Source organism: Bacillus glycinifermentans, from assembly GCF_001042475.2.
Classification (GTDB): Bacteria; Bacillota; Bacilli; order Bacillales; family Bacillaceae; genus Bacillus; species Bacillus glycinifermentans.
This window is the reverse complement of the sequence record NZ_LECW02000045.1, coordinates 300,209-324,167: the sequence shown is the minus strand read 5'-3', so window position 1 is coordinate 324,167 and position 23,959 is coordinate 300,209. Positions and strand designations below refer to the sequence as shown.

24 protein-coding genes and 1 pseudogene are annotated in these 23,959 nt (G+C 47.0%); 11 read left to right on the top strand and 14 right to left on the bottom strand.

Annotation, left to right across the window (positions count from 1 at the left end; all coding sequences use genetic code 11):
- Window positions 1–10: 10 nt before the first annotated feature.
- On the bottom strand, window positions 11–1,477 hold the full coding sequence (putP, locus tag AB447_RS20950; RefSeq protein ID WP_048352740.1) for a sodium/proline symporter PutP: 1,467 nt from the start codon (window positions 1,475–1,477) through the stop codon (window positions 11–13).
- A gap of 97 nt (window positions 1,478–1,574) precedes the next feature.
- Complete coding sequence (locus tag AB447_RS20945; protein WP_048352739.1) at window positions 1,575–2,765, bottom strand: class I SAM-dependent rRNA methyltransferase; 1,191 nt, start codon at window positions 2,763–2,765, stop codon at window positions 1,575–1,577.
- Between the two features lie 140 nt (window positions 2,766–2,905).
- Between AB447_RS20945 and AB447_RS20940 the strand changes: the two genes are divergently transcribed.
- Entirely contained in the window at window positions 2,906–3,286 is a 381-nt protein-coding gene (locus tag AB447_RS20940) for a VOC family protein (protein WP_048352738.1), read from the top strand.
- 38 nt (window positions 3,287–3,324) lie between these two features.
- Here AB447_RS20940 and AB447_RS20935 read toward each other — a convergent pair whose 3' ends face one another.
- The 8 genes from AB447_RS20935 to AB447_RS20900 all read right to left on the bottom strand — a co-directional run bounded on the left by AB447_RS20935 (window position 3,325) and on the right by AB447_RS20900 (window position 11,104).
- Window positions 3,325–4,290, bottom strand: a complete 966-nt coding sequence (locus tag AB447_RS20935) for a phosphoglycerate dehydrogenase (protein ID WP_048352737.1) — start codon at window positions 4,288–4,290, stop codon at window positions 3,325–3,327.
- A 138-nt stretch (window positions 4,291–4,428) separates the two neighbouring features.
- Window positions 4,429–5,292 carry a glycosyltransferase family 8 protein gene (locus AB447_RS20930; protein WP_048352736.1) on the bottom strand — a complete coding sequence of 288 codons (864 nt, stop codon included), beginning with the start codon at window positions 5,290–5,292 and terminating at the stop codon, window positions 4,429–4,431.
- Window positions 5,293–5,351: 59 nt separating this feature from the next.
- Window positions 5,352–6,077 carry a YwaF family protein gene (locus AB447_RS20925; RefSeq protein WP_048352735.1) on the bottom strand — a complete coding sequence of 242 codons (726 nt, stop codon included), beginning with the start codon at window positions 6,075–6,077 and terminating at the stop codon, window positions 5,352–5,354.
- 106 nt (window positions 6,078–6,183) lie between these two features.
- The gene (locus AB447_RS20920; RefSeq protein ID WP_048352734.1) at window positions 6,184–7,515 is read right to left on the bottom strand and encodes an MFS transporter; all 1,332 of its coding nucleotides are present in this window, start codon (window positions 7,513–7,515) and stop codon (window positions 6,184–6,186) included.
- 51 nt (window positions 7,516–7,566) lie between these two features.
- On the bottom strand, window positions 7,567–8,715 hold the full coding sequence (gene dgoD / locus AB447_RS20915; protein ID WP_048352733.1) for a galactonate dehydratase: 1,149 nt from the start codon (window positions 8,713–8,715) through the stop codon (window positions 7,567–7,569).
- A gap of 5 nt (window positions 8,716–8,720) precedes the next feature.
- Window positions 8,721–9,350 (bottom strand): bifunctional 4-hydroxy-2-oxoglutarate aldolase/2-dehydro-3-deoxy-phosphogluconate aldolase, encoded by a 630-nt coding sequence (locus tag AB447_RS20910; protein WP_048352732.1) that lies wholly within the window; start codon window positions 9,348–9,350, stop codon window positions 8,721–8,723.
- 24 nt (window positions 9,351–9,374) lie between these two features.
- Complete coding sequence (locus tag AB447_RS20905) at window positions 9,375–10,328, bottom strand: sugar kinase (protein ID WP_048352731.1); 954 nt, start codon at window positions 10,326–10,328, stop codon at window positions 9,375–9,377.
- Window positions 10,328–11,104: an IclR family transcriptional regulator gene (locus AB447_RS20900; RefSeq protein ID WP_048352730.1), complete on the bottom strand. Its 777-nt coding sequence runs from the start codon at window positions 11,102–11,104 to the stop codon at window positions 10,328–10,330. Before AB447_RS20900 ends, AB447_RS20905 begins: the two co-directional genes overlap by 1 nt.
- A gap of 245 nt (window positions 11,105–11,349) precedes the next feature.
- On the opposite strand from AB447_RS20900, the gene AB447_RS20895 reads away from it, so the two are divergent.
- On the top strand, window positions 11,350–12,681 hold the full coding sequence (locus tag AB447_RS20895) for a M28 family peptidase (RefSeq protein ID WP_048406538.1): 1,332 nt from the start codon (window positions 11,350–11,352) through the stop codon (window positions 12,679–12,681).
- Window positions 12,682–12,706: 25 nt separating this feature from the next.
- On the opposite strand, the gene AB447_RS20890 is transcribed toward AB447_RS20895, so the two are convergent.
- Window positions 12,707–13,660, bottom strand: a complete 954-nt coding sequence (locus AB447_RS20890; RefSeq protein ID WP_048356602.1) for an aminopeptidase — start codon at window positions 13,658–13,660, stop codon at window positions 12,707–12,709.
- A gap of 443 nt (window positions 13,661–14,103) precedes the next feature.
- Here AB447_RS20890 and AB447_RS25510 point away from each other — a divergent pair.
- Window positions 14,104–14,265, top strand: a pseudogene (locus AB447_RS25510) (helix-turn-helix transcriptional regulator); the annotation flags it as partial.
- An 11-nt stretch (window positions 14,266–14,276) separates the two neighbouring features.
- Complete coding sequence (locus tag AB447_RS20885) at window positions 14,277–14,651, top strand: hypothetical protein (RefSeq protein ID WP_053071243.1); 375 nt, start codon at window positions 14,277–14,279, stop codon at window positions 14,649–14,651.
- A gap of 192 nt (window positions 14,652–14,843) precedes the next feature.
- On the opposite strand, the gene AB447_RS20880 is transcribed toward AB447_RS20885, so the two are convergent.
- From AB447_RS20880 to ywaC, 3 genes are all read right to left on the bottom strand, one after another.
- The gene (locus AB447_RS20880) at window positions 14,844–16,151 is read right to left on the bottom strand and encodes an MFS transporter (RefSeq protein WP_048356334.1); all 1,308 of its coding nucleotides are present in this window, start codon (window positions 16,149–16,151) and stop codon (window positions 14,844–14,846) included.
- Window positions 16,152–16,204: 53 nt separating this feature from the next.
- Complete coding sequence (locus AB447_RS20875) at window positions 16,205–16,768, bottom strand: isochorismatase family protein (RefSeq protein ID WP_048356333.1); 564 nt, start codon at window positions 16,766–16,768, stop codon at window positions 16,205–16,207.
- A gap of 241 nt (window positions 16,769–17,009) precedes the next feature.
- Window positions 17,010–17,669: a GTP pyrophosphokinase YwaC gene (gene ywaC / locus AB447_RS20870; RefSeq protein ID WP_046129410.1), complete on the bottom strand. Its 660-nt coding sequence runs from the start codon at window positions 17,667–17,669 to the stop codon at window positions 17,010–17,012.
- Window positions 17,670–17,869: 200 nt separating this feature from the next.
- Here ywaC and AB447_RS25505 point away from each other — a divergent pair, with 200 nt between their 5' ends.
- The 7 genes from AB447_RS25505 to AB447_RS20840 all read left to right on the top strand — a co-directional run bounded on the left by AB447_RS25505 (window position 17,870) and on the right by AB447_RS20840 (window position 23,745).
- Window positions 17,870–17,953 carry a YjcZ family sporulation protein gene (locus tag AB447_RS25505; RefSeq protein ID WP_048356332.1) on the top strand — a complete coding sequence of 28 codons (84 nt, stop codon included), beginning with the start codon at window positions 17,870–17,872 and terminating at the stop codon, window positions 17,951–17,953.
- A gap of 282 nt (window positions 17,954–18,235) precedes the next feature.
- On the top strand, window positions 18,236–18,385 hold the full coding sequence (locus AB447_RS20865) for a teichoic acid D-Ala incorporation-associated protein DltX (RefSeq protein ID WP_046129408.1): 150 nt from the start codon (window positions 18,236–18,238) through the stop codon (window positions 18,383–18,385).
- 14 nt (window positions 18,386–18,399) lie between these two features.
- Window positions 18,400–19,908 (top strand): D-alanine--poly(phosphoribitol) ligase subunit DltA, encoded by a 1,509-nt coding sequence (dltA, locus tag AB447_RS20860; protein WP_057957737.1) that lies wholly within the window; start codon window positions 18,400–18,402, stop codon window positions 19,906–19,908.
- Window positions 19,905–21,062 (top strand): D-alanyl-lipoteichoic acid biosynthesis protein DltB, encoded by a 1,158-nt coding sequence (dltB, locus tag AB447_RS20855; protein WP_048356331.1) that lies wholly within the window; start codon window positions 19,905–19,907, stop codon window positions 21,060–21,062. Before dltA ends, dltB begins: the two co-directional genes overlap by 4 nt.
- A 15-nt stretch (window positions 21,063–21,077) precedes the next feature.
- Entirely contained in the window at window positions 21,078–21,314 is a 237-nt protein-coding gene (gene dltC / locus AB447_RS20850; RefSeq protein WP_006639558.1) for a D-alanine--poly(phosphoribitol) ligase subunit 2, read from the top strand.
- Window positions 21,314–22,489 carry a D-alanyl-lipoteichoic acid biosynthesis protein DltD gene (gene dltD / locus AB447_RS20845; RefSeq protein WP_048356330.1) on the top strand — a complete coding sequence of 392 codons (1,176 nt, stop codon included), beginning with the start codon at window positions 21,314–21,316 and terminating at the stop codon, window positions 22,487–22,489. Before dltC ends, dltD begins: the two co-directional genes overlap by 1 nt.
- Window positions 22,490–22,653: 164 nt before the next feature.
- Window positions 22,654–23,745, top strand: coding sequence for a branched-chain amino acid aminotransferase (locus AB447_RS20840; protein ID WP_048356329.1), 1,092 nt, complete (start codon window positions 22,654–22,656; stop codon window positions 23,743–23,745).
- The last annotated feature ends 214 nt before the right edge of the window (window positions 23,746–23,959 follow it).

Below are 23,959 nucleotides of genomic sequence, written 5' to 3'. Positions count from 1 at the left end.
TCATGTTCCTTTACCTTTTCAGATTTTCTACAGCCGTATCAAACTCGCTTTCAATCTCGGCCGAAGGCTTTTTCGTCAGCAGGCTCACGATCACGATGACAGCCGTACTCACAATAAAACCGGGAATCAATTCGTAGACCGCGGCAAAAGCTTTTACCTGTTCCCAGGCGATGACCGTAAGCGCGCCCGAGAGCATTCCCGAAAGCGCTCCCCACTTCGTCATCCGCTTCCAATACAGGCTCAGCAGGACAACCGGCCCAAAGGCCGCGCCAAAACCGGCCCATGCATAGCCGACAAGGTTCAAAATCGTTTCGTTCGGATGAAGCGCCATGATCAGCGCGATCAGCGAAATGGCAAGAACAGCAAGCCTTCCGACAAGAACAAGCTCTTTGTCAGATGCGTTCTTCCGAATAAACGCTTTATAAAAATCTTCCGTAAGCGCGCTTGACGTGACGAGCAGCTGCGAGGAAATCGTACTCATGACAGCCGCCAAAATGGCCGCCAGCAAAAACCCTGTGATTACGGAAGGGAACAGCAGATCAGAAAGAACGATAAATACCGTTTCCGGATTTTTTAAAGGCAGGTGGTTTACGCTGAAATAGGCGATGCCGATAAGACCGGTCAGCATCGCGCCGCAGATTGAGAATATCATCCAGCTCATGCCGATCCTGCGGGCGCTCTTCATTTCTTTCACGTTGGAAATCGCCATAAACCTGACGATAATATGCGGTTGCCCAAAATAGCCGAGCCCCCATGCCAGGAGCGACAGTATGCCAATCGCAGTCGTTCCTTGAAACGGCTGCAGAAGGTGCGGATCGACGGCGCTGATATCAGAAAAAGCAGGCGCAATTCCCCCTAAATGGATAAAAACAACGAGGGGCACCAGGATCAGTGCAATAAACATGATCGTTCCCTGTACAAAGTCGGTCCAGCTTACCGCCAAAAAGCCGCCGAACAGCGTGTACAAAACGACGACACCGGCCGTCAGCCAGATGCCGATCCGGTAATCGAGATGAAAGGCGGTTTTGAAAAGCTCTCCTCCCGCGACCATCCCGGATGACGTATAAAAGGTAAAAAAGATTAAAATGACAAAGGCTGATGTAATCCTTAAAATTCTCGAACCGTCCTTAAAACGGTTTTCAAAATAATCGGGAATCGTGATGCTGTTGCCGGCCGTTTCCGTATACGTTCTAAGCCTCGGGGCGACATACAGCCAGTTTAAGTAAGCTCCGACCGTCAGACCGGCGACAATCCAGCCGCTGCTCAGCCCGTTTACGTACATCGCTCCCGGAAGGCCCATCAAAAGCCAGCCGCTCATATCTGAAGCGCCCGCGCTCAAAGCGGTGACAGCCGGTCCAAGGTTTCTTCCGCCAAGCATATAATCGGTTAAATTGGATGTCCGCCTGTAGGCGAAATATCCAATCAAAAGCATTCCAGCCATATAAATTCCAATTGATAACATGACTCCGTAATCCATAACGTCCCCCTGTTCAATTTTTCACGTAATATCAATATACATGAATAATCCCTCAAGAGGTATCGTTTTCAGATTTTTTATTGAAAGAAACCGGTCTTTATCGGTGATGAATCCGCAAAAACACGACTTTTAAATAATTGCCTTCCTGATAGCTTTTCACCGTTTTAAAATCTTCGGGGAGCGAATATTCTTCAAGGACTGTGCAGCTTGTCCCCGTTTCTTTGCATGCCGCATCGATAAACCCTTTAAACTTTTTCATTCCGAAGGCGCTGCTGTTTGTCGAAGCGACGATAACGCCTTCGTTTTTGGTGATCGCAATCGTTTCTTTTAACAGATTTTTATAATCCTTTGCAGCGCTGAACGTACGCTTTTTTGTTCTTGCAAAAGACGGCGGATCGAGAATGACCAGATCATAGGAGAGCTGCTTTTTGACAGCATACGAAAAGTAGTTGAACACGTCCATTACTTTAATATCGTGCGCTTCATGATCAAGGCCGTTCACGCTGAACTGTTCGATCGTCCTGTTCAGGCTGCGGTTTGCGACATCGACGCTTGTCGTTTTCGCCGCGCCGCCTAACGCAGCAGCAACGGAAAACGCCCCGGTATATGAGAAAGTGTTCAATACTGTTTTTCCTTCTGCATAGCGGTCTCTAATCGCCTTCCGGACGTTGCGCTGATCGAGAAAAACGCCGGTCATGGCGCCGTCATTGAGATAGACGGCAAAATGAATCCCGTTTTCTTTTACGATGATCGGAAATTCTCCTCTCGTTCCTTTTACAAAATCATCGTCTTCGACATACTGCCCGGCCGAACTGAACCGTTTTTTCTCGTAAATGGCTTTGTAGTCCGAGAGTTCATCGAGTGCTGTCACAACCGATTCCTTATAGGCATAAATACCTTTGCTGTACCACTGGATCAAAAAATATCCGTCATAATAATCGATCGTCAATCCGCCGATTCCGTCGCCCTCTCCGTTAAATACGCGGAATGCCGTCGTATCGGAATCGCCAAAAAGCTCGTTCCGCTCTTGAAAAGCTTTTGTCAAACGGCTGAGAAAAAATCGCTGGTCAATGGGTTCATCCCTGTTTTGCGTGAGTACCCAGCCGATTCCTTTATTCTGCACTCCGTAATAGCCTTTCCCCAAAAAACCGCCCTTTTCATCGGTGAGGCCGATGAGCGATCCTTCGGTGATATCGTCATCCTTTGATAAAACGGCTTCCTTTAAAATGAGGGGATAGCCTTTTTTAATCTTTGCTGCATGGGCTTGCTTGATCTTTAGCGTCTTCATTCTGTTCAGTCCTTATGTTTAGTATTTCTCTATCCTACCATAACGCTCCGTCCCAGTTTTTATGCAAAGGAAGATCATTAAATTGACAGATGATTCCGTTTTTTCTAAGATGGTGTAGAAAAAGGAGGAGAAATGACGGTATGGCACAAATCGACCATGTTGGTGTAATGGTGAAGGACATTGAGGCTTCGATCGCATTTTATCAAGACGTTGTCGGCATGAAGCTGAAAGACAGGCTCTCTCACACGAACGGCATCATGAAGCTTGCATTTCTCGGATTTGAAAACCGCGGCGAAACGGAACTCGAGCTTATCGAGGGGTACAATGACAAGCTTCCGCAGGAAGGGAAGGTTCATCACTTTGCGGTTTCTACCGATCATATTGATGCGGACTTCGCCCGTGTAAAAGAAAAGGACATTCAGCTTTTTGAAGACGGAATCACCGAACTTCCGAACGGCTACCGCTATTTCTTTATTTTCGGTCCTGATGGAGAATTGGTGGAATTTTTCCAAAGATCCTAAAGAAAAAAGAGACGGTTTCCTTTGTACCGCCTCTTTCTTTATGTCCGTGCTTTGCCCGCTTCTACGGTGAATGTTAAAGGCTCGTTGCCGATAAACCTGCCGATGTTTTCCGATGTGATCTTTTCAATGCGCCTGATGCTTTCAAAAGTTGCACCGCCGATATGAGAGGTGCAAATCACATTGGGGAGGCTTGTAACCCGGGCAGATGGAGGTTCTGTTTCAAAAACATCCAACGCTGCTCCCCGGATCTTTTTCTGTTCAAGCGCTTGTATAAGCGCATTCTCATCGATGACTTCTCCGCGGGCAATATTGATCAGAAAAGCCGTATTCTTCATTTTCGCCAGGCGTTCTTCATTCATCAGATGAAACGTTTCCGGTCTCAATGATGTGCTGATGCAGACGAAATCAGATTTCGCCAGCAGGTCATCGAGTTCAGCAAAGCGTACGTTCAATTGCTTTGCCGATTTGTAATCTTTGTATGTGCCGTACGCCATAATGTTCATATTAAATCCCGATGCACGTCTGGCGATTCTTTTTCCGATTTCGCCGAAACCGATGAGCCCGAGCGTTTTTCCATCAAGCTCATACCCCATGGAAATCTTCCAAAACCCGTTTTTGACGGCGGCATTTGTTTGCGGAATCGACCTTGCGCCTGCCAAGAGGAGGCCGAATGCCAGGTCAGCGACTGATGACGCATTTTGTCCCGGGGCATTCGTGACGGAAATCCCCTTCTGTCTTGCATATGCCACATCAATATTGTCGACTCCGGCGCCGAATTTGATGATATAGCGCAGCTTCCCGGCAGCATCGATCAGCTCGCGGTCCGCTTTTTCAACACCGAGAACGTAAATATCGACATCCTTGATACGGGTTAATAAAGCCTCTCTGCTTACATTCTTCGAATCTAAAAAAAGGCATTCAGCCCCCAGCTCCTCAATCTTTTCTTTCAGGCGCGGAGCGGCGCGGTAAAAAAGTTCGCTGAGCGTCACCAGCACTTTAGCCATGCTTTTCCTCCATTCATCTGTTTTTTGCGACCAGAAAAATGCTTGTTTCCATTATGAGGAAACAAGCGGCTATGGGGATACGTTAGGGTTATCGTGATTATATATATGAATCTAAGCTAAAAAAAGAAGGCTGGCATGTTAACTGACATAGTTTTTAGACAGATCGGCAGCCCGATGGAATGCTGTGCGCTTCAAATACTCAAAATAATGTCGTGCATACGGGTGTGCGGTTTGCGAATTCCAAGGCTTGTTCCCTCCGCAGAAATGGACGATTGCGGGATTTGCCCTCGCTTCCATATACCGCTTCTTGTCCAAAAGGGTCGCCGGCGTTTTTTCCTTCAGCATGATATGAGTCTGCGCATTCCATCTTGGATGAAGGTCATGCCACTGGTCATAAAGAATCGCGTTGAGCGCATCCTGGTCATGGAATACAAACATGTCTGCACTGTTGTTGTTAATAAAGTTGATCACTTTTTCCGAAATGCTGCGCTTTCTCCACTCGTCCATATCTATGATCATGAGGCCGGAGTTGAAGTATTTCGCAGTTTCGCTGATTTTCATTTTTTTCAGGCGTTCGTGCTGGCCGGCGTCTTCGACTGCCGCTACAAAATAAGGGGAAATGTCCATATCCCACAGCTTTGCTATATCCTCTAACACCAATGCGTCGCAATCAACATATATCATTCTCTTCACGGTTTCGTCCCCGATCAGATCAGGAATCGAAATTCTGTAATACGCCGCTTTTGTAATATGGCTGCTCTCGACGGCGCGGTCGTACCTGCTTTTCTCTACATCGAGAAATGTGACGGGAACTCCGAAGCGATGGATCGTTTTTTTCAGCCGTTCTTTATTCTCCTCTTCAATACCGCCGTCAATCACGTACAGCTTGACATCGCGATTTTTGTCCATGTTCATTAACAGCGAGGTGAACATGACGCTCAAATGCTGTGCATAGTTATCGTCTGTACAAGAAATAATGTGCATGGTACTGTCGCTTTTCATATCGTTTCCATCTCCTTCTCTTTTTTTGTTCTATTCCCCTTTTTCGAAAAATAAACACGTCACCGTTCCATTTTCCTTTTCATCCAAAACGGCGCATACAGGAGATAGAAGAAAACGATGGTCACAGCTTGCGACGACAGGATATACCACGGCCACGGTCCGAGAACATCAAGAAGCGATGCGCCGCCTCCCGGCTTTCTCATCATGTACATATAGTTTGATTGCAGCATGCGGTTGATCACGAATATGACGCCCGCGTATACATTGACGATGAGAAAGGTGATCCAAAGAGAGCGAACCGTCGGTTTATATTTCTCGGCGGCGATCATGAACAGGCAAGACAGCACGACGAGCCCGTGGGAAATGAAAAATTCGAAAAACCTGAAGTGCGGAAAACCGTATCTTCCCAAATCCGGCGTCAGCATGGCCTGAAGCGCGCTTCCCAATCCGGCAAAGTATAGGAATTTAAACAAGTTCAGATTTTTTGTGAGCAGCAAAATGATGACGAGATAAACGGAAAGATCGCTCAGATGAAGAGGCAGACAATAGCGCGGCGTCCATGAGCGGACATAAATGAACCACGAATGATAGCTGATCTCCGACATAATAAGAATCGCGACAAAAGCATAACGAATCACCCGGTTCCATTTAGGCTCTTGAAGAGTCCGCCGAAAGACGAACAGACAAACGCCGAGCGCTGCAATCACGAGCAATGTCACGATGTGCGATGTTGAAAAAAAATGAAAAGCGCCAAGATGATAATCTTTTTGAAAATATGTATTCATTGGAAGCACCTGTCGATTGAGTAGTTTTCAGTTATTTTGCGACGAATTCCGGCAATTATTCCTAAAAAAGCAAAAAAACCGCCGGTCATTCGGCGGTCGAGAATCTTTATATCGAGATATTCCGGTTTTCATTTGCCTCGTCTTGCAGTTGAATCCGTTCGACTTTTCCTACGAGAAAGATATAGGAAAGGGCTCCCGTTAAGGCCAGAACGCCGATGAAGACAAGTGCAGGAGCAAAGCTTCCGCCGTCAGCCAAAAAGCCGATGACAATCGGAACGATGACTGAAGCGAGGCTTCCGACGAAATTAAAGACACCTCCCGTCAGCCCGATCAGGTGCTTCGGCGCAAGAGAAGACACGAGCACCCATGTGATGGAGGCAAGGCCGTTCCCAAAAAAAGCAAGGGTCATAAACAGCATAATCAACGATGTTTGATTAACATAATTGGCGCCGATAATCGAAATCGACAGGAACAGCCCGGTAATGATCGGGGTCTTGCGGGCCACCCCTGCTGATACGCCCCTTTTCACGAGAAAGTCGGACAGAAATCCGGACAACAGCACGCCGATAAAGGCCGCAAGAAAAGGAAGCGAAGCAAGAAAACCGGACTGCAGAAAATCAAGCCCCCTATATTTCACAAGATATGTCGGAAACCATGTGAGAAAAAACCATAGCGTTGAATTGACGGCAAATTGGCCGATATATATGCCCCACAGCTTCCGGTGAGCAGTCACCTGTTTGAAATGCGTCCAATTGAATGCAGTTTTTTCCTCTGTTGTCTCCTGTTGCCGGCGGACGATTCCCCCGCCTTTTTCTATGTGTTCGAGCTCGGCTTTGTTAACTTTCGGATGACGGTCCGGATCACGGTAAAACGCATACCAGACGATACCCCAGATGATTCCGATCACACCTGTGACGATAAACAGGCCGCGCCAGCCGACGATATGCTGGACGGCAGTAAGCGCCGGCGTCAAAAACGCGAGGCCGGCAAACTGCCCGGATGTATAAAAGGCGATGGCTGATGCCCTTTCCTGCTCAGGAAACCATGACGTCACCACCCGGTTATTCGCCGGAAAGGCCGGCGCCTCAAAGGCACCTGTCGCAAGCCGCAGGCCGAAAAGCGAGCCAAAGCCGCGGGCGAACCCCTGCAGCAATGTCGCAAGCGACCAGGTGATCAGCGTAAAGCCGTAGACAAGCCTCGGGCCAAACCGGTCGACAAGACCGCCTCCCGGGATTTGCAGCGCACAATATGCCCACCCAAAGGCCGAAAAAATCAAGCCTAATTGAACAGCTGATAAGTTCAGGTCGTCCCCTAACCGTGAGGCGGCCACCGAAATATTGCTGCGGTCCATATAATTAATCACGACACATACAAAGATAAACAACAATACGCGCACCCGAACCTTCGTCGGTTTCTCTTTTGCATTTGCTGCTTTCATTACGCCTCTCCCTTCCTCACACCTTTTTTAGAATGAAAACGCCATCATTTTTTACCATTCCGCCACACTGCCATCGCTGTGCCGCCATACCGGGTTTCGCCAGTTATGTCCGATTTCGGCCATTTTTCTGACGTGATCTTCGTTGATATCGATGCCGAGGCCGGGCCCGTTTGGAATGCGGACATAGCCGTCTTCGTAGAAAAAGACATCTTGATCTAATATATAATCGAGCAGGTCCGTGCCTTTGTTGTAATGGATCCCCAAGCTTTGCTCCTGAATGAATGCGTTGTGGCAGGTCGCATCAACCTGCAGGCAGGCCGCCAGCGCGATCGGGCCGAGCGGACAGTGAGGGGCCGCCGCGACATCAAACGCTTCCGCCATCGAGAGGATCTTTTTGCATTCGGTAATGCCTCCCGCATGTGACAAATCGGGCTGGATGATATCGGCATAGCCATCTGTCAACAGTTGTTTAAACTGCCATTTTGAGAACATCCGCTCACCTGTGGCAATCGGTATCGAGACAAGGTTTGCGATATCCCTGAGCGCCTCATTGTTCTCCGGCAGCACAGGCTCTTCAATGAACATCGGACGAAAAGCCTCAAGCTCCTTCGCCAATATTTTTGCCATCGGCTTGTGCACCCTGCCGTGAAAATCGATGCCGATGCCAACGTAGGGGCCGACCGCCTCCCTGACAGCTGCGATTCTCTCGATCACCTGGTCGATTTTTTCGTGCGAGTCAATATATTGGAGCTCTTCCGTACCGTTCATTTTGACGGCTGTAAAACCCTTTTCGACCACCTGCTTTGCCGCCAGGCCGACGTCTTGAGGCCGGTCTCCTCCAATCCATGAATAGACTTTAATGGAGTCTCTGCACTTCCCGCCTAGAAGCTGATGGACGGGTGCATTATAAAATTTTCCTTTAATGTCCCAAAGCGCCTGATCGATTCCCGCTATCGCGCTCATCAGAATCGGACCGCCCCTGTAAAACCCGCCTCTGTACATTACGTTCCAGTGATCTTCGATATCCATCGGGTCTTTGCCGATCAAGTATTCCATTAATTCGCCGACCGCCGTTTTAACGGTTGCGGCCTTGCCCTCGATCACCGGTTCACCCCATCCGGTGATGCCTTCATCTGTTTCGATTTTTAAGAACAGCCAGCGCGGCGGCACTTGAAAACATTCAAAGCCTGTAATCTTCATATCGCTCATCCCCTTTTGATTGCTTCGACAAATTGCTTTGCTTTTTCTTTCAGGTTTTCTAAATACGGGCCTGTGACCTCTTCATTCGTTTTGACGAGAGCGCCTCCTATTCCCGCTCCGACGGCTCCGGCATCCAAATACTCGCGAATATTGTCCAATCCGACGCCTCCCGTCGGAAGCAGGGGAATCTGCGGGAGCGGCCCGTGAATATCCTTGATATAGCCGGGCCCCATCGTTCCCGGAAACACCTTGATGATATCCCCGCCGCTTTCGTAAGCCGTCAAAATCTCAGTCGGGGTAAAAGCTCCCGGAATGCTCACCGCCCCATACCGTTTTGTCAGCTTAATCGTTTCTTCATTGACGGTCGGGGACAGGATAAACCGGGCACCGGCCGACAAAGCCGCTCTCGCCGATTCGGCGTCGAGCACCGTCCCCGCTCCGACAAGCATGTCGTCTCCATATCGTTCTGAAACAGCCTCTATCGCTTTCAGCGCCTGAGGCGAGTTAAGCGTCATCTCCACCAGCCTGATGCCGCCCTCTTTTAACGCTTCCACGATTCTGAGTGCATCATCCGCATGATAGCCGCGGACGATCGCAATGACTCTATGTTTTTCGATTTGTGATAAAGCCTCCATCTCTCTCACCCTTTCGTTTGAAGTCTATCGGCTGACATCATCCTCTTCGGATTGCTCCATAAACGCAAACAATCGATCGCGGTCCGGCAGCCCTTCAATATCGCCGTTTACCAATGTCACCATGGCGCCGACCGCGCAGCCTCTTTTAACAGCGCCCGGGAGCGGAATGCCTTCAATCAAGCCCGACAGAATGCCGGCGGCAAAGCCGTCTCCGGCTCCCACGGGATCTCTTACTCTCTGAATCTCGTAGCCTTTTTCGTAACCGCTCTCATTTTTAGAGGAGTAGTAGGCCCCTTTTGCCCCCAGCTTGACGACGGCAATATCAGAACCGAGCCGGTGAACAGCCTCTGCGATGTCTTTCTCATCATCTGTCCCGAATAAAAAACGGCCTTCGCCTAGTCCCGGCAAAACGACATCAGACTGTTTGACAAGTTCCAATATCGTCTGTCTCGCCCGCTCCGGTTCCCAGAGCTTTTTTCTCACATTCGGATCAAATACGACCGGTTTATGATGCTTTCTGGCAAGCTTCACCGCATAAAACACCGCTTCTGAAGCGCTCTCACTCAAAGCCGGCGTGATCCCGGTAATGTATAGAAAGCCGGCGTTTTTGATATAATCCTCATCGATATCGCCCTTTTCGAGAAAGCTTGCGGCAGAGCCGTTCCTGTAGTAGAAGACATTTACTTGCGCCTCGTTTGCTCTTTCTTTAAAAAACAAGCCTGTCGGTGCGTCCGCATCGATCTTGACCCGGCTGACGTCGACCCCTTCCCCTCTTACGGAAGAAAGAATCATGGCCCCGAACTCATCCTTTCCCAGCCTGCTGATCCAGCCCGTTTTTTTTCCGAGCTTAGCAAGCCCGATCAATGTGTTTGTTTCGGCTCCCGCAATTCTCGCAGAATAGTTTCGCGCGTATCTGAGGGGACCGTCTTCATTCGGAGTGAACAGCGCCATCGCTTCCCCTATGCTTATGACATCCATCAAAATCCCCCCTTTATGCGGGGCGGCTGAACATAGCCGCCGATTGCTTCCGTTATTTTTCCCGCTGTTTCAAGAAGCTGCCCGGCAATGACATCCTTCCTTTTCAACATGCGGTCCTTGGGTCCCGCCGTGCTGATGGCCGCCTTGATGACGCCGTCTGATCCGTATACCGGAGCTGCCAAACAAAACAAGCCTTCTTCATTTTCTTCGTCATCAATGGCATATCCCAATTCTGTAAACTGTTTCAGCTGTTCCTCCAATTGTTCCCTGCTTGTCATCGTGTTCTTTGTAAACCGGACGAATTCGATGCGGTCGAAAAGCTTCCTTCTTTCGTTCTCCGGCATGAAGGCTAAAAAGGCTTTGCCGAGACCTGTGCAATAAAGCGGTTTTCGTGACCCCGGCTGTGCGGTCGTTCTAATCGACCGGTTGTTGTCGATCTTTGCAATATAGACAAGCTGATCGTCGGACAGGACGGCCATGAACACCGTTTCCTGCACGCCGTCCATCAGCCGTTTTAAATAAGGAACGCCCTGGGCTGATATATCAACCGATTCCATGGCAGCGGTTCCAATTTGAATCAGCTTCGCTCCAAGCCTGTAGCGCTTACCCGCATCCTGCTGAAGATAACCTTCTTCAAAAAGCGTTACAACCAAGTGGAATGTGCTGCTCTGCGGAAGCGCTAATTCTCTTGCGATCTCCTTTATTGTTAACCCATCCGGATGGGTTGTAAGCAGTTCAAATATACGCATGACGCGTACTGCGGATTTTACAGACATAACACTCTCCACCATTCACATATGTGATTCAAAATCAGAATTCTGATTATTCGACGTATTTTAATCAGAAAGGCCCCCGCCCGTCAACTGCTTTTTTTATATCAAACAGATTCTTTTTTATGGATCTCGCTTCCCTTATAAACGGCGCTGAACGAGTCTTACGCCTCATTTATTTTTCCGGGGCAGGATATTTCTTTCGCAATGCGAATCTTTCTGTACTAAAGATCGATCAGGGAGGGTTTGAAATGAAGAAGAAAATGATGGCTATTAGTATGTCTGCAGCCGTTCTTATGGGGGGCGTTTTCCTGCCGGCAGCTGACGGCACGGCCGCGGTACATGCAACGCAAGCGATTCATTCGAAACAGGAAGGGAAAATCGCCAAGAAATTCAATGAGAACCGCGCTTACCAAACGATTTACCACTTAAGCGAGACGATCGGACCGCGTGTAACAGGCACGAAAGCAGAAAAAAAGAGCGCGGCATTCATCGCGTCTCAAATGAAAAAATCGAATTTGAAAGTGAGTACACAGACGTTCAGCATCCCCGACAGATTGGAAGGAACGCTCACCGTCCGGGGCAGTGACATATCGTCCCGGCCTGCGGCAGGTTCGGCTCCTACCTCCGGCAAAGGTCTGACCGCTCCGCTCTATGACGCCGGACTCGGCCTTGCCGGCGATTTCACAGAAGAAGCGAAAGGAAAAATCGCCGTAATTTTAAGAGGCGGTCTGACGTTTTATGAAAAGGTGAAAAATGCTGAGGATGCGGGTGCTGCCGGCGTTATCATCTACAACAACGCAGACAGCCTCGTTCCGCTCACACCGAATCTCAGCGGGAATAAAACCGGCATTCCGGTCGTCGGCGTCAAAAAGGAAGACGGCGAAAAACTGCTCACAGAACGGGAAGCAACGCTAAAGCTTAAATCCATCCCGAATCAAACCTCTCAAAACGTCATCGGCGTCCGTAAACCGAAAGGAATCAAAAATCCGGATATCGTATATGTCACATCGCATTATGACAGCGTCCCCGAAGCGCCCGGAGCCAACGACAATGCATCGGGAACTTCCACGGTCCTCGAGCTGGCGCGGATGATGAAAAACATCCCGACCGATAAAGAAATCCGCTTTATTACGTTCGGCGCTGAAGAAATCGGGCTTGTCGGCTCGAGATATTATGTCAGCAAGCTGTCCGGGCAGGAATTAAAACGAAGCAAAGCAAACTTCAACTTAGACATGGTCGCTACAAGCTGGGAAAATGCTTCACGACTTTATATCAATACACCTGACGGGTCAGCAAACCTCGTCTGGGAATTAAGCAAAAACGCCGCAGCGAACATCGGAAAGGATGTTCTAGCCTTGAGAAAGGGCGGTTCATCAGATCACGTTCCTTTCCATGACGCGGGAATCGATTCAGCCAATTTTATTTGGATGGAGCCGGGGACCGAATCCTTAGAGCCATGGTATCACACCCCTTACGACACGATTGAGCATATCAGCAAAGACCGGCTGAAAACGGCCGGGCAAATCGCCGGGACAGCGGTATACGATTTAGTCGAAAAGGAAGAACGCCGGGCGCAATAATTTGCGTCAAGAAAACAGAGCCTCATCAGCTCTGTTTTTTTAATGTCCCATTTTCCATAAACAGCTCATCATCAATATAAACCGTCGGCTTTGTTACCACTCCGTCAATATGTACACCCGCTGCAATCGTGCCGCCGAACGTGTTGTTGCTTCCGAATGCGGTGTGAATGGTGCCGAGAACTTTTTCGTCTTCGAGAACGACACCGGTTATTCTGGCGCGGTCATTTGTCCCGATGCCGAACTCGCCGAGGCACCGCCCGTCGCCGCTCCCAAGAATGCTCAGCAGCTTTTCGGCGGCATCGCCCTCAGCATCCGTGATCCGTCCGTTTTCAATCGTTAACACGAGCGGTGAGCTTAATGTTCCGATGCCGGCCAGTGACCCGTCTATTTCGATTTGGCCGTTTGCCGTACCTTCAAGCGGCGCGATATACGCTTCCCCCGAAGGCAGGTTGCCGGATTCCCCGGGATTCAAATACATGCCCGTGCTTGGAATCCCTTTCCTCCCGTCGATTGAAAACGTAAGAATATAGCCCGCCTTTTCTATACGGACAGACCGTCCGTTTGAAAGCACCTCACAAACGTTTTCCGTTCTTTCCTTTACTTTTTCGTAATCGGCGGCAATCGCGCCGTTTAAAAACATGTCTTCCGTAATCCCCGGCATCGTCGCAATCCTCGTTCCCGCTTTCGCAGCTTCTTTCCGGGCGTTTGTATGGGTTAGCGAATGCTCGGTAATGCAAACGGCCGCATCTGCATGCTTCATTGCCGAAGCAATTGACGGCGGCGGCTCTTCACCTGGTCTTCCCCTTGTCTTCATGACCGCAAGCATCGTTTCCGCCCCAATCGCTTGTCCCTCCTGATACAAAGATTCTGCCAGGCCTTTTTTATTGTCGTCACAGACAATCAGAAAAGACTCCCCTTTTTTCAGCCCGAGACAGGTCGACAGTACGTTTTGACTGATTTGGATCAGCTTCTGGTTCATGTTTATCATCCTTTTCAGGTCATTTCTGAAACGTGTTTGGCCGCCAACACATTTGATAAGATCACAGGCAGGCCGTCGGTTTTCGGGAGCGCACTCCCTCGCCTTTTCAGTATACCCCATATCAGATCGCCTCCTAAATGTCGGGTTTTGATTACTGCGACAATCCACGGACAAAAACCAGACCTCACCAAAACAAAAAGACGATCAGCATGGAGAACGACTTGTGCTGATCACCTCCGACATGCAGCGCCATATCCACTCCCGCCCCCTCCCCATCGTCGACCGAGACTACGAGCTGTCCTGTAATGCCCAGATTTCACTCATTTTTTGTTTAAGGATTTTTACGCATGTTCTCCTCGGGACTCTCAGACCCTTTTGTATAGTTCCATTGATGTAAAGTTTATTTTACGTTAAGGTGGTTTCATAGGGGGAAAGTCAATTAATCCCAAGAAACCTTAGATTCTAAACTTAATGTCTCTGGACAGACCATCATTTCAATTGAAAAGGGAAAATACAACCCTTCTCTTCGGTTAGCAATGTTGATGGCTAAGCTTTTTGAAACTACAGTAGAAGAATTATTTATTCTGGACAGCGAAGATGTTTAAGGAGGTAAATCATGAAGTCACGATTAGGTAATTTCACAATCAGTTTTTTGATGTTGATTTTAAGTCTATATACTTTTTTTAGCTCATGGGTTAATGGAAAACCTGGATTTGTAATGTCTTTTCTGCCTTTTTCTTTATTTATCATGTTTTTCAGATTAGGTTATTTATATCCTCAATTTAAGAAAAATGATGAGCGCTATAAATTAATCCAACAAAAAGCCATGTTTTATAATTATTTTATTTCGATGGGATATCTCTTTATTTTTTTTATTTTACTAACAAATAATATTATAAACTTGAGTGCGCAGACGGTTATTGCAATCCTTGGTGCTCTTATTATTGCAACAGTCAACATTCTATTTATTATTTTTTCAAAAGTTTATTAGGAAATGATGTATTGTGTTTCCTTATCTTATACAGATATTCGTTCTCTTTATAGTCATTATGATGATCACAATTGTGACCAAAAAGCACAGACGTTATTTTCTATAAAAAACGTATGACCATCGTTTCCCCGCTCTGTTTTGAATGAATCGTCATAACAAAAAATAGAGCTGCACCCTGCAGCTCTATTTTAATCAAACCAGATCCTTCGCCAATTTGACAAACCGGAAACTAAAGATCAGGCTTCCGATGGCGACGATAATCATGATCATTCCCAATTCCTGAAAATGATGGGCCGTGATTTCTTTTCCGAACAACATGCCGAGAATGACCGAGGAAAGGATCGAGCCCAGGTAGCGGCACGTTTGGAAGAGCCCCGAGGATGTGCCGATGATGTCCTTCGGGCTTGCCGTCAGCATCGCAGCCTGCAGGGCAACGTTGCCTAGACCGTAGCTGATGCCGAGCAAGGAAAGGATCAATCCTTTCCATATCATCGGCGCCTCTACGAAAAAGAGCGTCATCAGAACCGCGCCGGCGATCATCAAACAAGCCCCGATCAATACAGGCTGCGCTTCGCCCGAGCGGTCTATCCATCTGCCTGTAAGCGGCGACACGATGATGCTCATTCCTGACATAAACAGCATCAACAGCCCGCTCGTTTGAACGGAAAGGTGCATCTCATCCTGAAAATAACTCGGAAGCCCGAAAAACAGGCAGTAATTAAAAATGTTCAACATAATAAATTGAATATACACCGATGACAGAACCCGGTGAGAAATAAACAGGCGCATATCGATAAACGGCTTTTCCGTCCGGTGTTCCCACATGATAAACACGATCAACAGAATGAGTCCGGAGACCCCTTCCGCATAACGGGGAACGGTGCTTAAAGAAAGCAAAAAAGACAACAAAAGAACGATGCCGCAGGCAAATAAGATGATGCCCGGCAAATCGAGCTGCTTCAAAACAGATTTGACATTCAGGCCGGCTTTTTTTTCATCTTTCGGAAACAAAAGCAGCCCAAATACAAAGCTGAAGATGATAAACGGAAAGTTAACCGTAAAAATGGCCGGCCATCCGCCCCAGACGATTAAAAAGCCTCCCACCGTCGGCCCCAATGCCGTCATGGCGGAAGCGAAGATCGAGAGAACGGCTAGAGCCGACGCCTGGCGATCGTGTATATGGCTCCTGATCAACCCGATTCCAGACGGGTATATCGCGCTGCTCCCTATAGATTGAAACAGCCGCATCACCAATAACACCATAAAAGCGGGAGCCAGCGGCGCCCCGATTGCCGAAATGGCAACGAGAATCAGGCCGGATAAAAACATCTTTTTCCTGCCGATTAAATCTCCCAGTTTTCCTGTTACGGGCTGGGCGACCGCACTGGCTAAATAAAAAGATGAAATTAACCACGATACGGTTGTAAATGACAATTGAAATTCTTTTTGAATGCTGTGAAGAGCCAATGAAATCATCGAGGAGTTCAGCGGATTCAGCATGGTTCCAGATGCGACGGTCGTCAAAAACAACGCCCTGCTTTTCTTGGATATTTTCAACGCAGCTCTTCCAGAAACTCTTCCGTCGTCCGAAGCCTGCCGATTCTAGGAAAAATAAAACAGATTGAGGCTTCGTGCTCTTCCTGGCTGAATGTCGTCATCGCATCCGTAATAAAGATCTGCTGATAGCCAAGCTGGAACGCCTCGCGGGCCGTGCCTTCAACGCCTATATTGGTGGCGATTCCGCACAGCACAATCGTATCAATTCCGCGGCGCCGAAGCTGGATATCCAAATCCGTTCCGAAAAAAGCGCCCCATTGACGCTTTGTGACCGTATAGTCGCCTTCTGTGATCCCCAGCTCAGGTACGAATTCGGACCAATCGGACGGGCGCTCCCCCGGAACCTGCCCAGTCTGATCCGTTACCGGCTTTAGCGCATCTTTCCCATCGTGAAACGCGACATTCACAAAGCAGATAAAACCTTGTTTTTGGCGGAACACGTCAATTAATTTGGTTGCCTTTTTCACGACGGCATCTCCTCCGGGAATGTTGACGATTCCTTTTTGCAAGTCGATGAGTACAAGTGCAGTTTTGTTGAAATCAATTTGCAGTCCGCTCATATCAGGACCTCCTCATATTTATTATCTTTTTCTTGATTCACTTTTTCGATTCACATTTGTTTTCAAAATAAATCTTGAAAATGATATGTAATTGGCAGGATCTGTTTAATCGGACCAGACGCCACATCAAGAATGCGCCCGGACCATTGCATTGTCAAGAAAGCCGGACAGTGCACTCGGGGGAAACGGCTGTAACAGGCAGACGAAAAAAAGCCGGGCGAACGCCTCGTCCCGGCTTTGTTTATTGATCCGCTTTTCTTCTGATATGAAGCATCTTTTCGTCCAGATAATTGGCGATATCGGCGGCTTCTTTCAGCTCGTCTGTCAGCCGATCAGGCACTTCATTATTTAATTTATAGTAAATTTTATGCTCAAGGCTTGCCCAAAAATCCATGGCGATCGTTCTAATTTGGATTTCCACCTTGGCGTGCTCCACCCGGTTTGTCAAATAAACGGGCACTTCTACAATTAAATGAAGGCTTCTGTAGCCGTTTGGCTTCGGATTTTTGATGTAGTCCTTCACTTTTAAAATTTTGATATCTTCATGTTCTTTCAGCACTTCGACCATATTGTAGATATCCGACAAAAATGAACAAACGATTCTAAGTCCCGCGATATCGTTTATATGCTCTTTGGCTGCGCTCGTTGTAATGTCGCAGCCTTTTCTTACAAGCTTGTTGATCAGGCTTTCAAAGTTTTTCACGCGTGATTTCGTGTGTTCGATCGGATTATGCCCGTGAATTAAGTTGTATTCCTGGCTGATAATCGAAAATTTTGTATCCATTTGGTCTAAAGCGAATTTATAAACTAAAAGTTCATTTTTCCAGTCTTCCATCAGTTTTCGAAAATCTTCTATTTGATGCTGCGGCAATCCTGCTATTTGATCTATTGAAGTTTCCATAATTGGTCTCCTTATATCAAATTGATTTCTTTTCAAAACAATAGACGGTTCCATTTCCGTTAAGGTTTCGAACATAAAGAACTTGTTTTTTGCTATTAAAAAATAGTTTCCTTTATTATTTTCTGTATTTCTAAATTGATATCCCTTTCGAAAGCATCTTTTGTTTCATATTTTATATTAAAACAAGGGGGTGAAGCTCAATGGGTGGTTTCTTTAACAACTTTGCTCTGATCGTTGTATTATTTATCTTGCTCATCATCGTCGGGACAGCATTTGTTTATTAATCTCCGGCATCCCTTTTTTTAATTTTATCAGAAGGATCATAAGGGCTGTTTCTTATGATCCTTTTTTATGTTTCAAAAGTTGGATTCGTTTTCCAAAAAGAAAAGAGAAGGATGGATTGATCTTCAGCACAATATGTTTATAATAGGCTGTTGGGACTTAAGTTTTTTTGAACAAAACGCCATAAATTTTTTTCCACTTTTTTTGAAGAAATGAAACTTTTATAAATTAAATTCGTCTTATACTGTTGTGACGGCTATTTCATAAGGGAAAGGAACAGATCAATGTTAACCAAGCTGAAAATGTTGTATGAAAAAACAACAATGAAGTGGCTCCTAAACACTTCCTACTACTTTCTTATTTTGCTGCTGTTGTTTTTGATTTACGGATTCCATACAGCAAATACAGGTTCATATATTTATAACGACTTTTAATGGAGAATCAAAAAATGAAACTGATAGAAACGATTAAACATTATGCACAAACACAACCCGATGCACTTGCATTTGTGAATGATGACAAGACGCTTTCATACAGCGAATTGTGGTCACAATCAGAGCGCCTCGCTTCCCGGCTTCAAAAAGAAACGGTCGGCGATCGTTCACCCATCATCGTCTACGGTCATATGCAGCCGGAAATGGCAGTTTCTTTCCTCGCCTGCGTAAAAGCCGGCCACCCATATGTACCGGTGGATGTTTCGATCCCGGCGGATCGGGTAATGAAGATCATCAAAAGCTCAAAAGCCGAGCTGCTGCTCAACAACTCCGGAACCGATCTCGATACGGGAGATGCCCTCATCTCCGTGATCAAACCCGAGCACCTTGACGCAGGCGAACAGCTTGAGACAAACCCGGATAACTGGGTGAAGGACGGAGAGACTTTCTACATCATCTATACGTCCGGAAGCACCGGAAATCCAAAAGGCGTGCAAATTTCAGCCGATAATCTTCAAAGCTTTGCAAACTGGGTGACAGAAGATTTTCCGGTTGAGAACGGTCACGTGTTTTTAAACCAGGCGCCGTTTTCCTTTGACTTGTCGGTAATGGACCTATATCCTTGCCTGCAGGCGGGAGGCACTCTGTGGACCGTGACGAAAGATATGATCAACAGGCCGAAGATTCTGTTTGAAGCGCTGAAACAATCAAACGTCAATGTCTGGACATCGACTCCTTCTTTTGCACAAATGTGCCTGATGGATCCGTCCTTTTCAGAGGAACTGCTGCCGGGCCTCCGCGTATTTATGTTTTGCGGAGAAACGCTCCCTGCATCAGTCGCCAGACAGCTGAAAGAAAGATTTCCGAAAGCCCGGGTCTTCAATACATACGGCCCGACGGAAGCAACGGTCGCCGTGACTTCGATCGAAGTGACAGACGACATTTTGGAGCGGTACTCTTCCCTTCCTGTCGGTTCGGCGAAGCCCGATACTGACATTGTCATCGTCAATGAAGACGGTGAACCTGTACAGGAAGGTGAAAAAGGCGAGATTATCATCACCGGAAAAAGCGTCAGCAAAGGATATTTAGGCGAAAAAGAGCTGACGGAAAAAGTGTTTTTCTCATATAACGGCGAAGCGGCTTACCGTACGGGAGACGCCGGCTACAAAGAAAACGGCCTGCTGTTCTTCCAAGGGAGACTCGATTTCCAAATTAAGCTGCACGGCTACCGCATCGAGCTGGAAGAGATCGAATATCAAATCAATCGTTCGAAATACGTCCAGTCTGCCGTTGTGATTCCATTCTACCGCGAGGAGAAAATCGAGTATCTAATTGCGATGATCGTGCCTGCCGAACACGATTTCGAAAAGGAATACCAGCTGACGAGCGCCATTAAGAAAGACCTTGGCAGCACGCTGCCGGCTTATATGATCCCGAGAAAATTCGTGTATCAAAAAGAGATTCCGATGACTGCGAACGGCAAAATTGACCGGAAACGGCTTAAAGAAGAGGTAACCATATGACACCGTACGGTTCATTTCTCTTCTTCATCATTTTAGCAGTTTTGCTCGCGCCGACCATCATTCTCGGTCTCAACGGAAAAAGCTTCCGCCTTTACAATATGGCGGTCTCCGTTGTCGTGCTGGCGCTCATTTTTTCAAACAGCCTGCACGGGCTCATCGCTCTGTGCCTGTTTACGCTTTGGCAAACGGTGCTGATCAAAGGCTATATCGCCTACCGTTCAAAAGCGAACAGCGGCTTTGTATTTTGTTTGGCCGCAGCAGCTTCGATTCTGCCCCTGGCAATTTCCAAGCTGCTGCCGTTTCTCGGCCTGAACAACTGGGCAAGCTTTCTCGGAATCTCGTATTTAACCTTTAAAGGGGTTCAGCTTATTATTGAAACCCGCGACGGGCTGATCAAACAACAGCTTCCCGTCAGCAGACTGCTTTATTTTATTCTCTTTTTCCCGACCATCTCATCAGGGCCGATCGACAGGTACCGCCGCTTTGAAAAAGACGAGCAGACGGTCTGGACGAAAGAGCAATATGAAGAGCTGCTTTACAAAGGAATCAACAAAATTTTTCTCGGCTTTTTATACAAATTCATTATCGGCTACTGCATTAATACGTACATTATTTTGAATTTGTCGCATCTCACGTCAGGCAAGATTGCTCATGGACTCGGATACATGTACGCTTATAGCCTTTACTTGTTCTTCGATTTTGCCGGCTATACCGCTTTTGCGGTCGGCATCAGCTATATCATGGGGATCAAGTCGCCGGAAAACTTTAATATGCCGTTTATCAGCCGCAATATTAAAGATTTCTGGAACCGCTGGCACATGTCCCTTTCATTCTGGTTCAGAGACTACGTATTTATGCGCTTTGTCTTCTGGATGACAAAGAAAAAATGGATCAAAAACCGCATGGCGGTGTCTAATATCGGATATGTGCTGCTGTTTCTGCTGATGGGCGTCTGGCACGGCCTTGCCCTGCAGTACATCATTTACGGACTTTATCACGCACTGCTCATGGTAGGCTTCAACTTCTTTGAAAAATGGAATAAGAAGTATAAATGGTGGCCGAACAACAAGCTGACGACAGCAGTCTCAATTGTGGTGACCTTCCATTTTGTATGCTTTGGATTTTTTATTTTCTCAGGAAAACTAATTCATTAAAAGGAGATTTCAATAATGGACTTTAATCAAGAAGTACTTTCAGTTATAGCAGAGGTTTGTCAGGACGATATCGTCAAAGAGAACCCGGATATCGATATTTTTGAAGAAGGAATACTGGATTCATTCGGCACGGTAGAGCTGCTGCTCGCGTTTGAAAGCCGCTTTAACATAACCGTACCGATTACGGAATTTGACCGGGATGCATGGAACACGCCAAATCAAATCATAAAGCAGCTGAATGAGTTGAGATAATGAAAAAGCGTTTTTTATTCGGGCCAATCATTTTGGCATTTTTACTTTTTTTCACCACGATCTCAATCCCGAATTCATGGCTTGAGGCATTTGTTCCTAAAGATCGGGTCGAAAAATCGGCAACGGAGCTGAATCCGATGATGTTCCAGGGAACGTACCTTCAAAGCAAGATGCTTGAAGATTCCAGGTACCTCCCGATCTACGGATCATCCGAGCTGTCCCGGTTAGACCCTTATCATCCGTCCAATTATTTTGAAGTAAATAATAAAGGATTTACTCCTTACCTGGTCGGAAAAGGCGGTTCGCAATCCCTGATCCATGCAATCAATTTCGCGGCTCATATGGATCAATTAAAGGGAAAGAAACTGGTGTTTATCATATCTCCGCAATGGTTCCAGAAAAAAGGATCTGATGAATCCCATTTCGCGCCGAATTTCTCAGCATTACAGGCATACGACCTGATGTTCAACCAAAAAATCGACCAAAATGTAAAGAGAAAAATGATCAAGCGCATGCTGAAATACCATGCCGTCAAAAATGATGCCCTGCTCGCAGCCCTTTATAAAGCGGAGCTAAAGCAGGACCATACGACACTGTCCCTTCTTTCGCCTGCTGCCAAAGCTTATCGGAACGTGCTGGAAAAAAAGGACCTTTACTATTCAATGGTTGATAGTCCAGGCCCTGAGCGCACGATTTCGCAAAGCGTCAAGGACAAATCGTGGAGCGAGCTGAAGCAGATGGCTGCAAAGCTTGGCGAAAAGGAATCCCGCTCAAACAAGTTTAAATTAATAGATGATGCATTCAGAAAAATAAAGCCGAAAATGACGAAGCTAAAAAACAGAAAAAAACATTTGTCTTATGTACAGTCGGTCGAATACGGCGATTTTCAGATGATGATGGATGTCCTGAAGGAATCGGGCGCCGATCCTCTGTTTATATCGGTTCCGGTGCACGGCAAATGGTATGACTACACCGGCGTACCTAAAAAAGGACGGACTGGTTACTATGCAAAGATCAAAAAGCAGATCGAAGCTGAAGGCTTTCAGGTAGCCGATTTGTCAGGTCATGAATATGATCCTTATTTCCTGAAGGATACGATCCATCTCGGCTGGAAAGGCTGGGTCTACGTAGACAAAGCAATCGAAGACTTCTATAAAAAGGATTCCCGTTCTTAGGGGATCCTTTTTGTTTTGCCGAATTTTCGAAAAATATTTTTTAATGTTTCCAAAAATTCTATTTTGCAAATTTCTCTGAAATCTATTGCGATTATAAATATAAGGTTTAAAATAGAATATAAATATTTTTTGGAAAAAGATTATGAACGGCAGGGAGAATGAATATGACAAAACAAACCATCAGCGTACAGCTCAGTCAGACGAAAAAGCAAAAGCCCGAAACGGACAATCTTGAATTCGGCCGCATATTCACCGATCACATGTTCATCATGGATTATTCGGTTGACAACGGCTGGCACGATCCGCGAATCGTCCCTTACCAGCCGATCGAAATGGATCCGGCTGCAATGGTATATCATTACGGCCAATCCGTTTTTGAAGGGTTGAAAGCTTATGTATCAAACGAAGGAAAGGTTCTTTTGTTCAGGCCGGAGAAAAACGTTGAACGGCTGAATAAATCAAACGACCGCCTCTGCATTCCGCAAGTGGATTCCGATACGGTGCTGGAAGGTCTGAAGCAGCTCATTCAGATCGACAAAGAGTGGATACCGTCAGCAGAGGGAACGTCCCTTTACATCCGTCCTTTCATTATTTCGACAGAACCGTACCTCGGCGTCGCCCCGTCCAAGATGTACAAGCTGCTGATCATCCTGTCGCCGGTCGGCTCTTATTACAAGGAAGGCATCCGCCCCGTGAAAATCGCCGTTGAAAGCGAATTTGTCCGCGCCGTTAAAGGCGGCACAGGCAATGCGAAAACGGCGGGAAATTACGCCGCCAGCCTGAAAGCGCAGGAAGTGGCTGAAAGCAAAGGTTTTTCACAAGTTTTATGGCTGGACGGAATCGAAAAAAAATACATTGAAGAAGTGGGCAGCATGAACATCTTCTTTAAAATCAACGGTGAAATCATCACGCCTGCTTTAAACGGCAGCATCCTGGAAGGCATTACGAGAAATTCCGTCATCCATCTGTTAAAACAATGGGGCCTCACTGTAGCCGAAAAGAAAATATCCGTAGATGAACTGATTCAAGCCCACCGGGACGGTTTGCTTGAAGAAGCGTTCGGCACCGGAACGGCGGCTGTCATCTCCCCTGTCGGCGAGCTGATTTGGAAAGGTGAAAGCCTCGTCATTAACGGCGGAGAAACCGGTGAAATCGCCAAAAAACTGTACGATACGATAACAGGGATTCAAAGAGGCGCTTTGCCTGATCCATTCGGCTGGACGGTTGAAGTCGATTCGGTCAGCCAACCGTGCTAAGCTGTCCGGCCCTCATGCAACAGGGGGCCGGCGGCCTTTTCATTTTCACCTTTAAGTTTCCTCATATACCGTACGTCCTAAACCTCTCTGAAAAATTCCTCGCCAAAGACCATTCCATTTTATATAAAATATGTTAAAATCATCTACATACATATGGAACTCTTACTTGAAAGGAGACATTAAAAACATTCAGGCAGCAATGAAGAAAGGACAT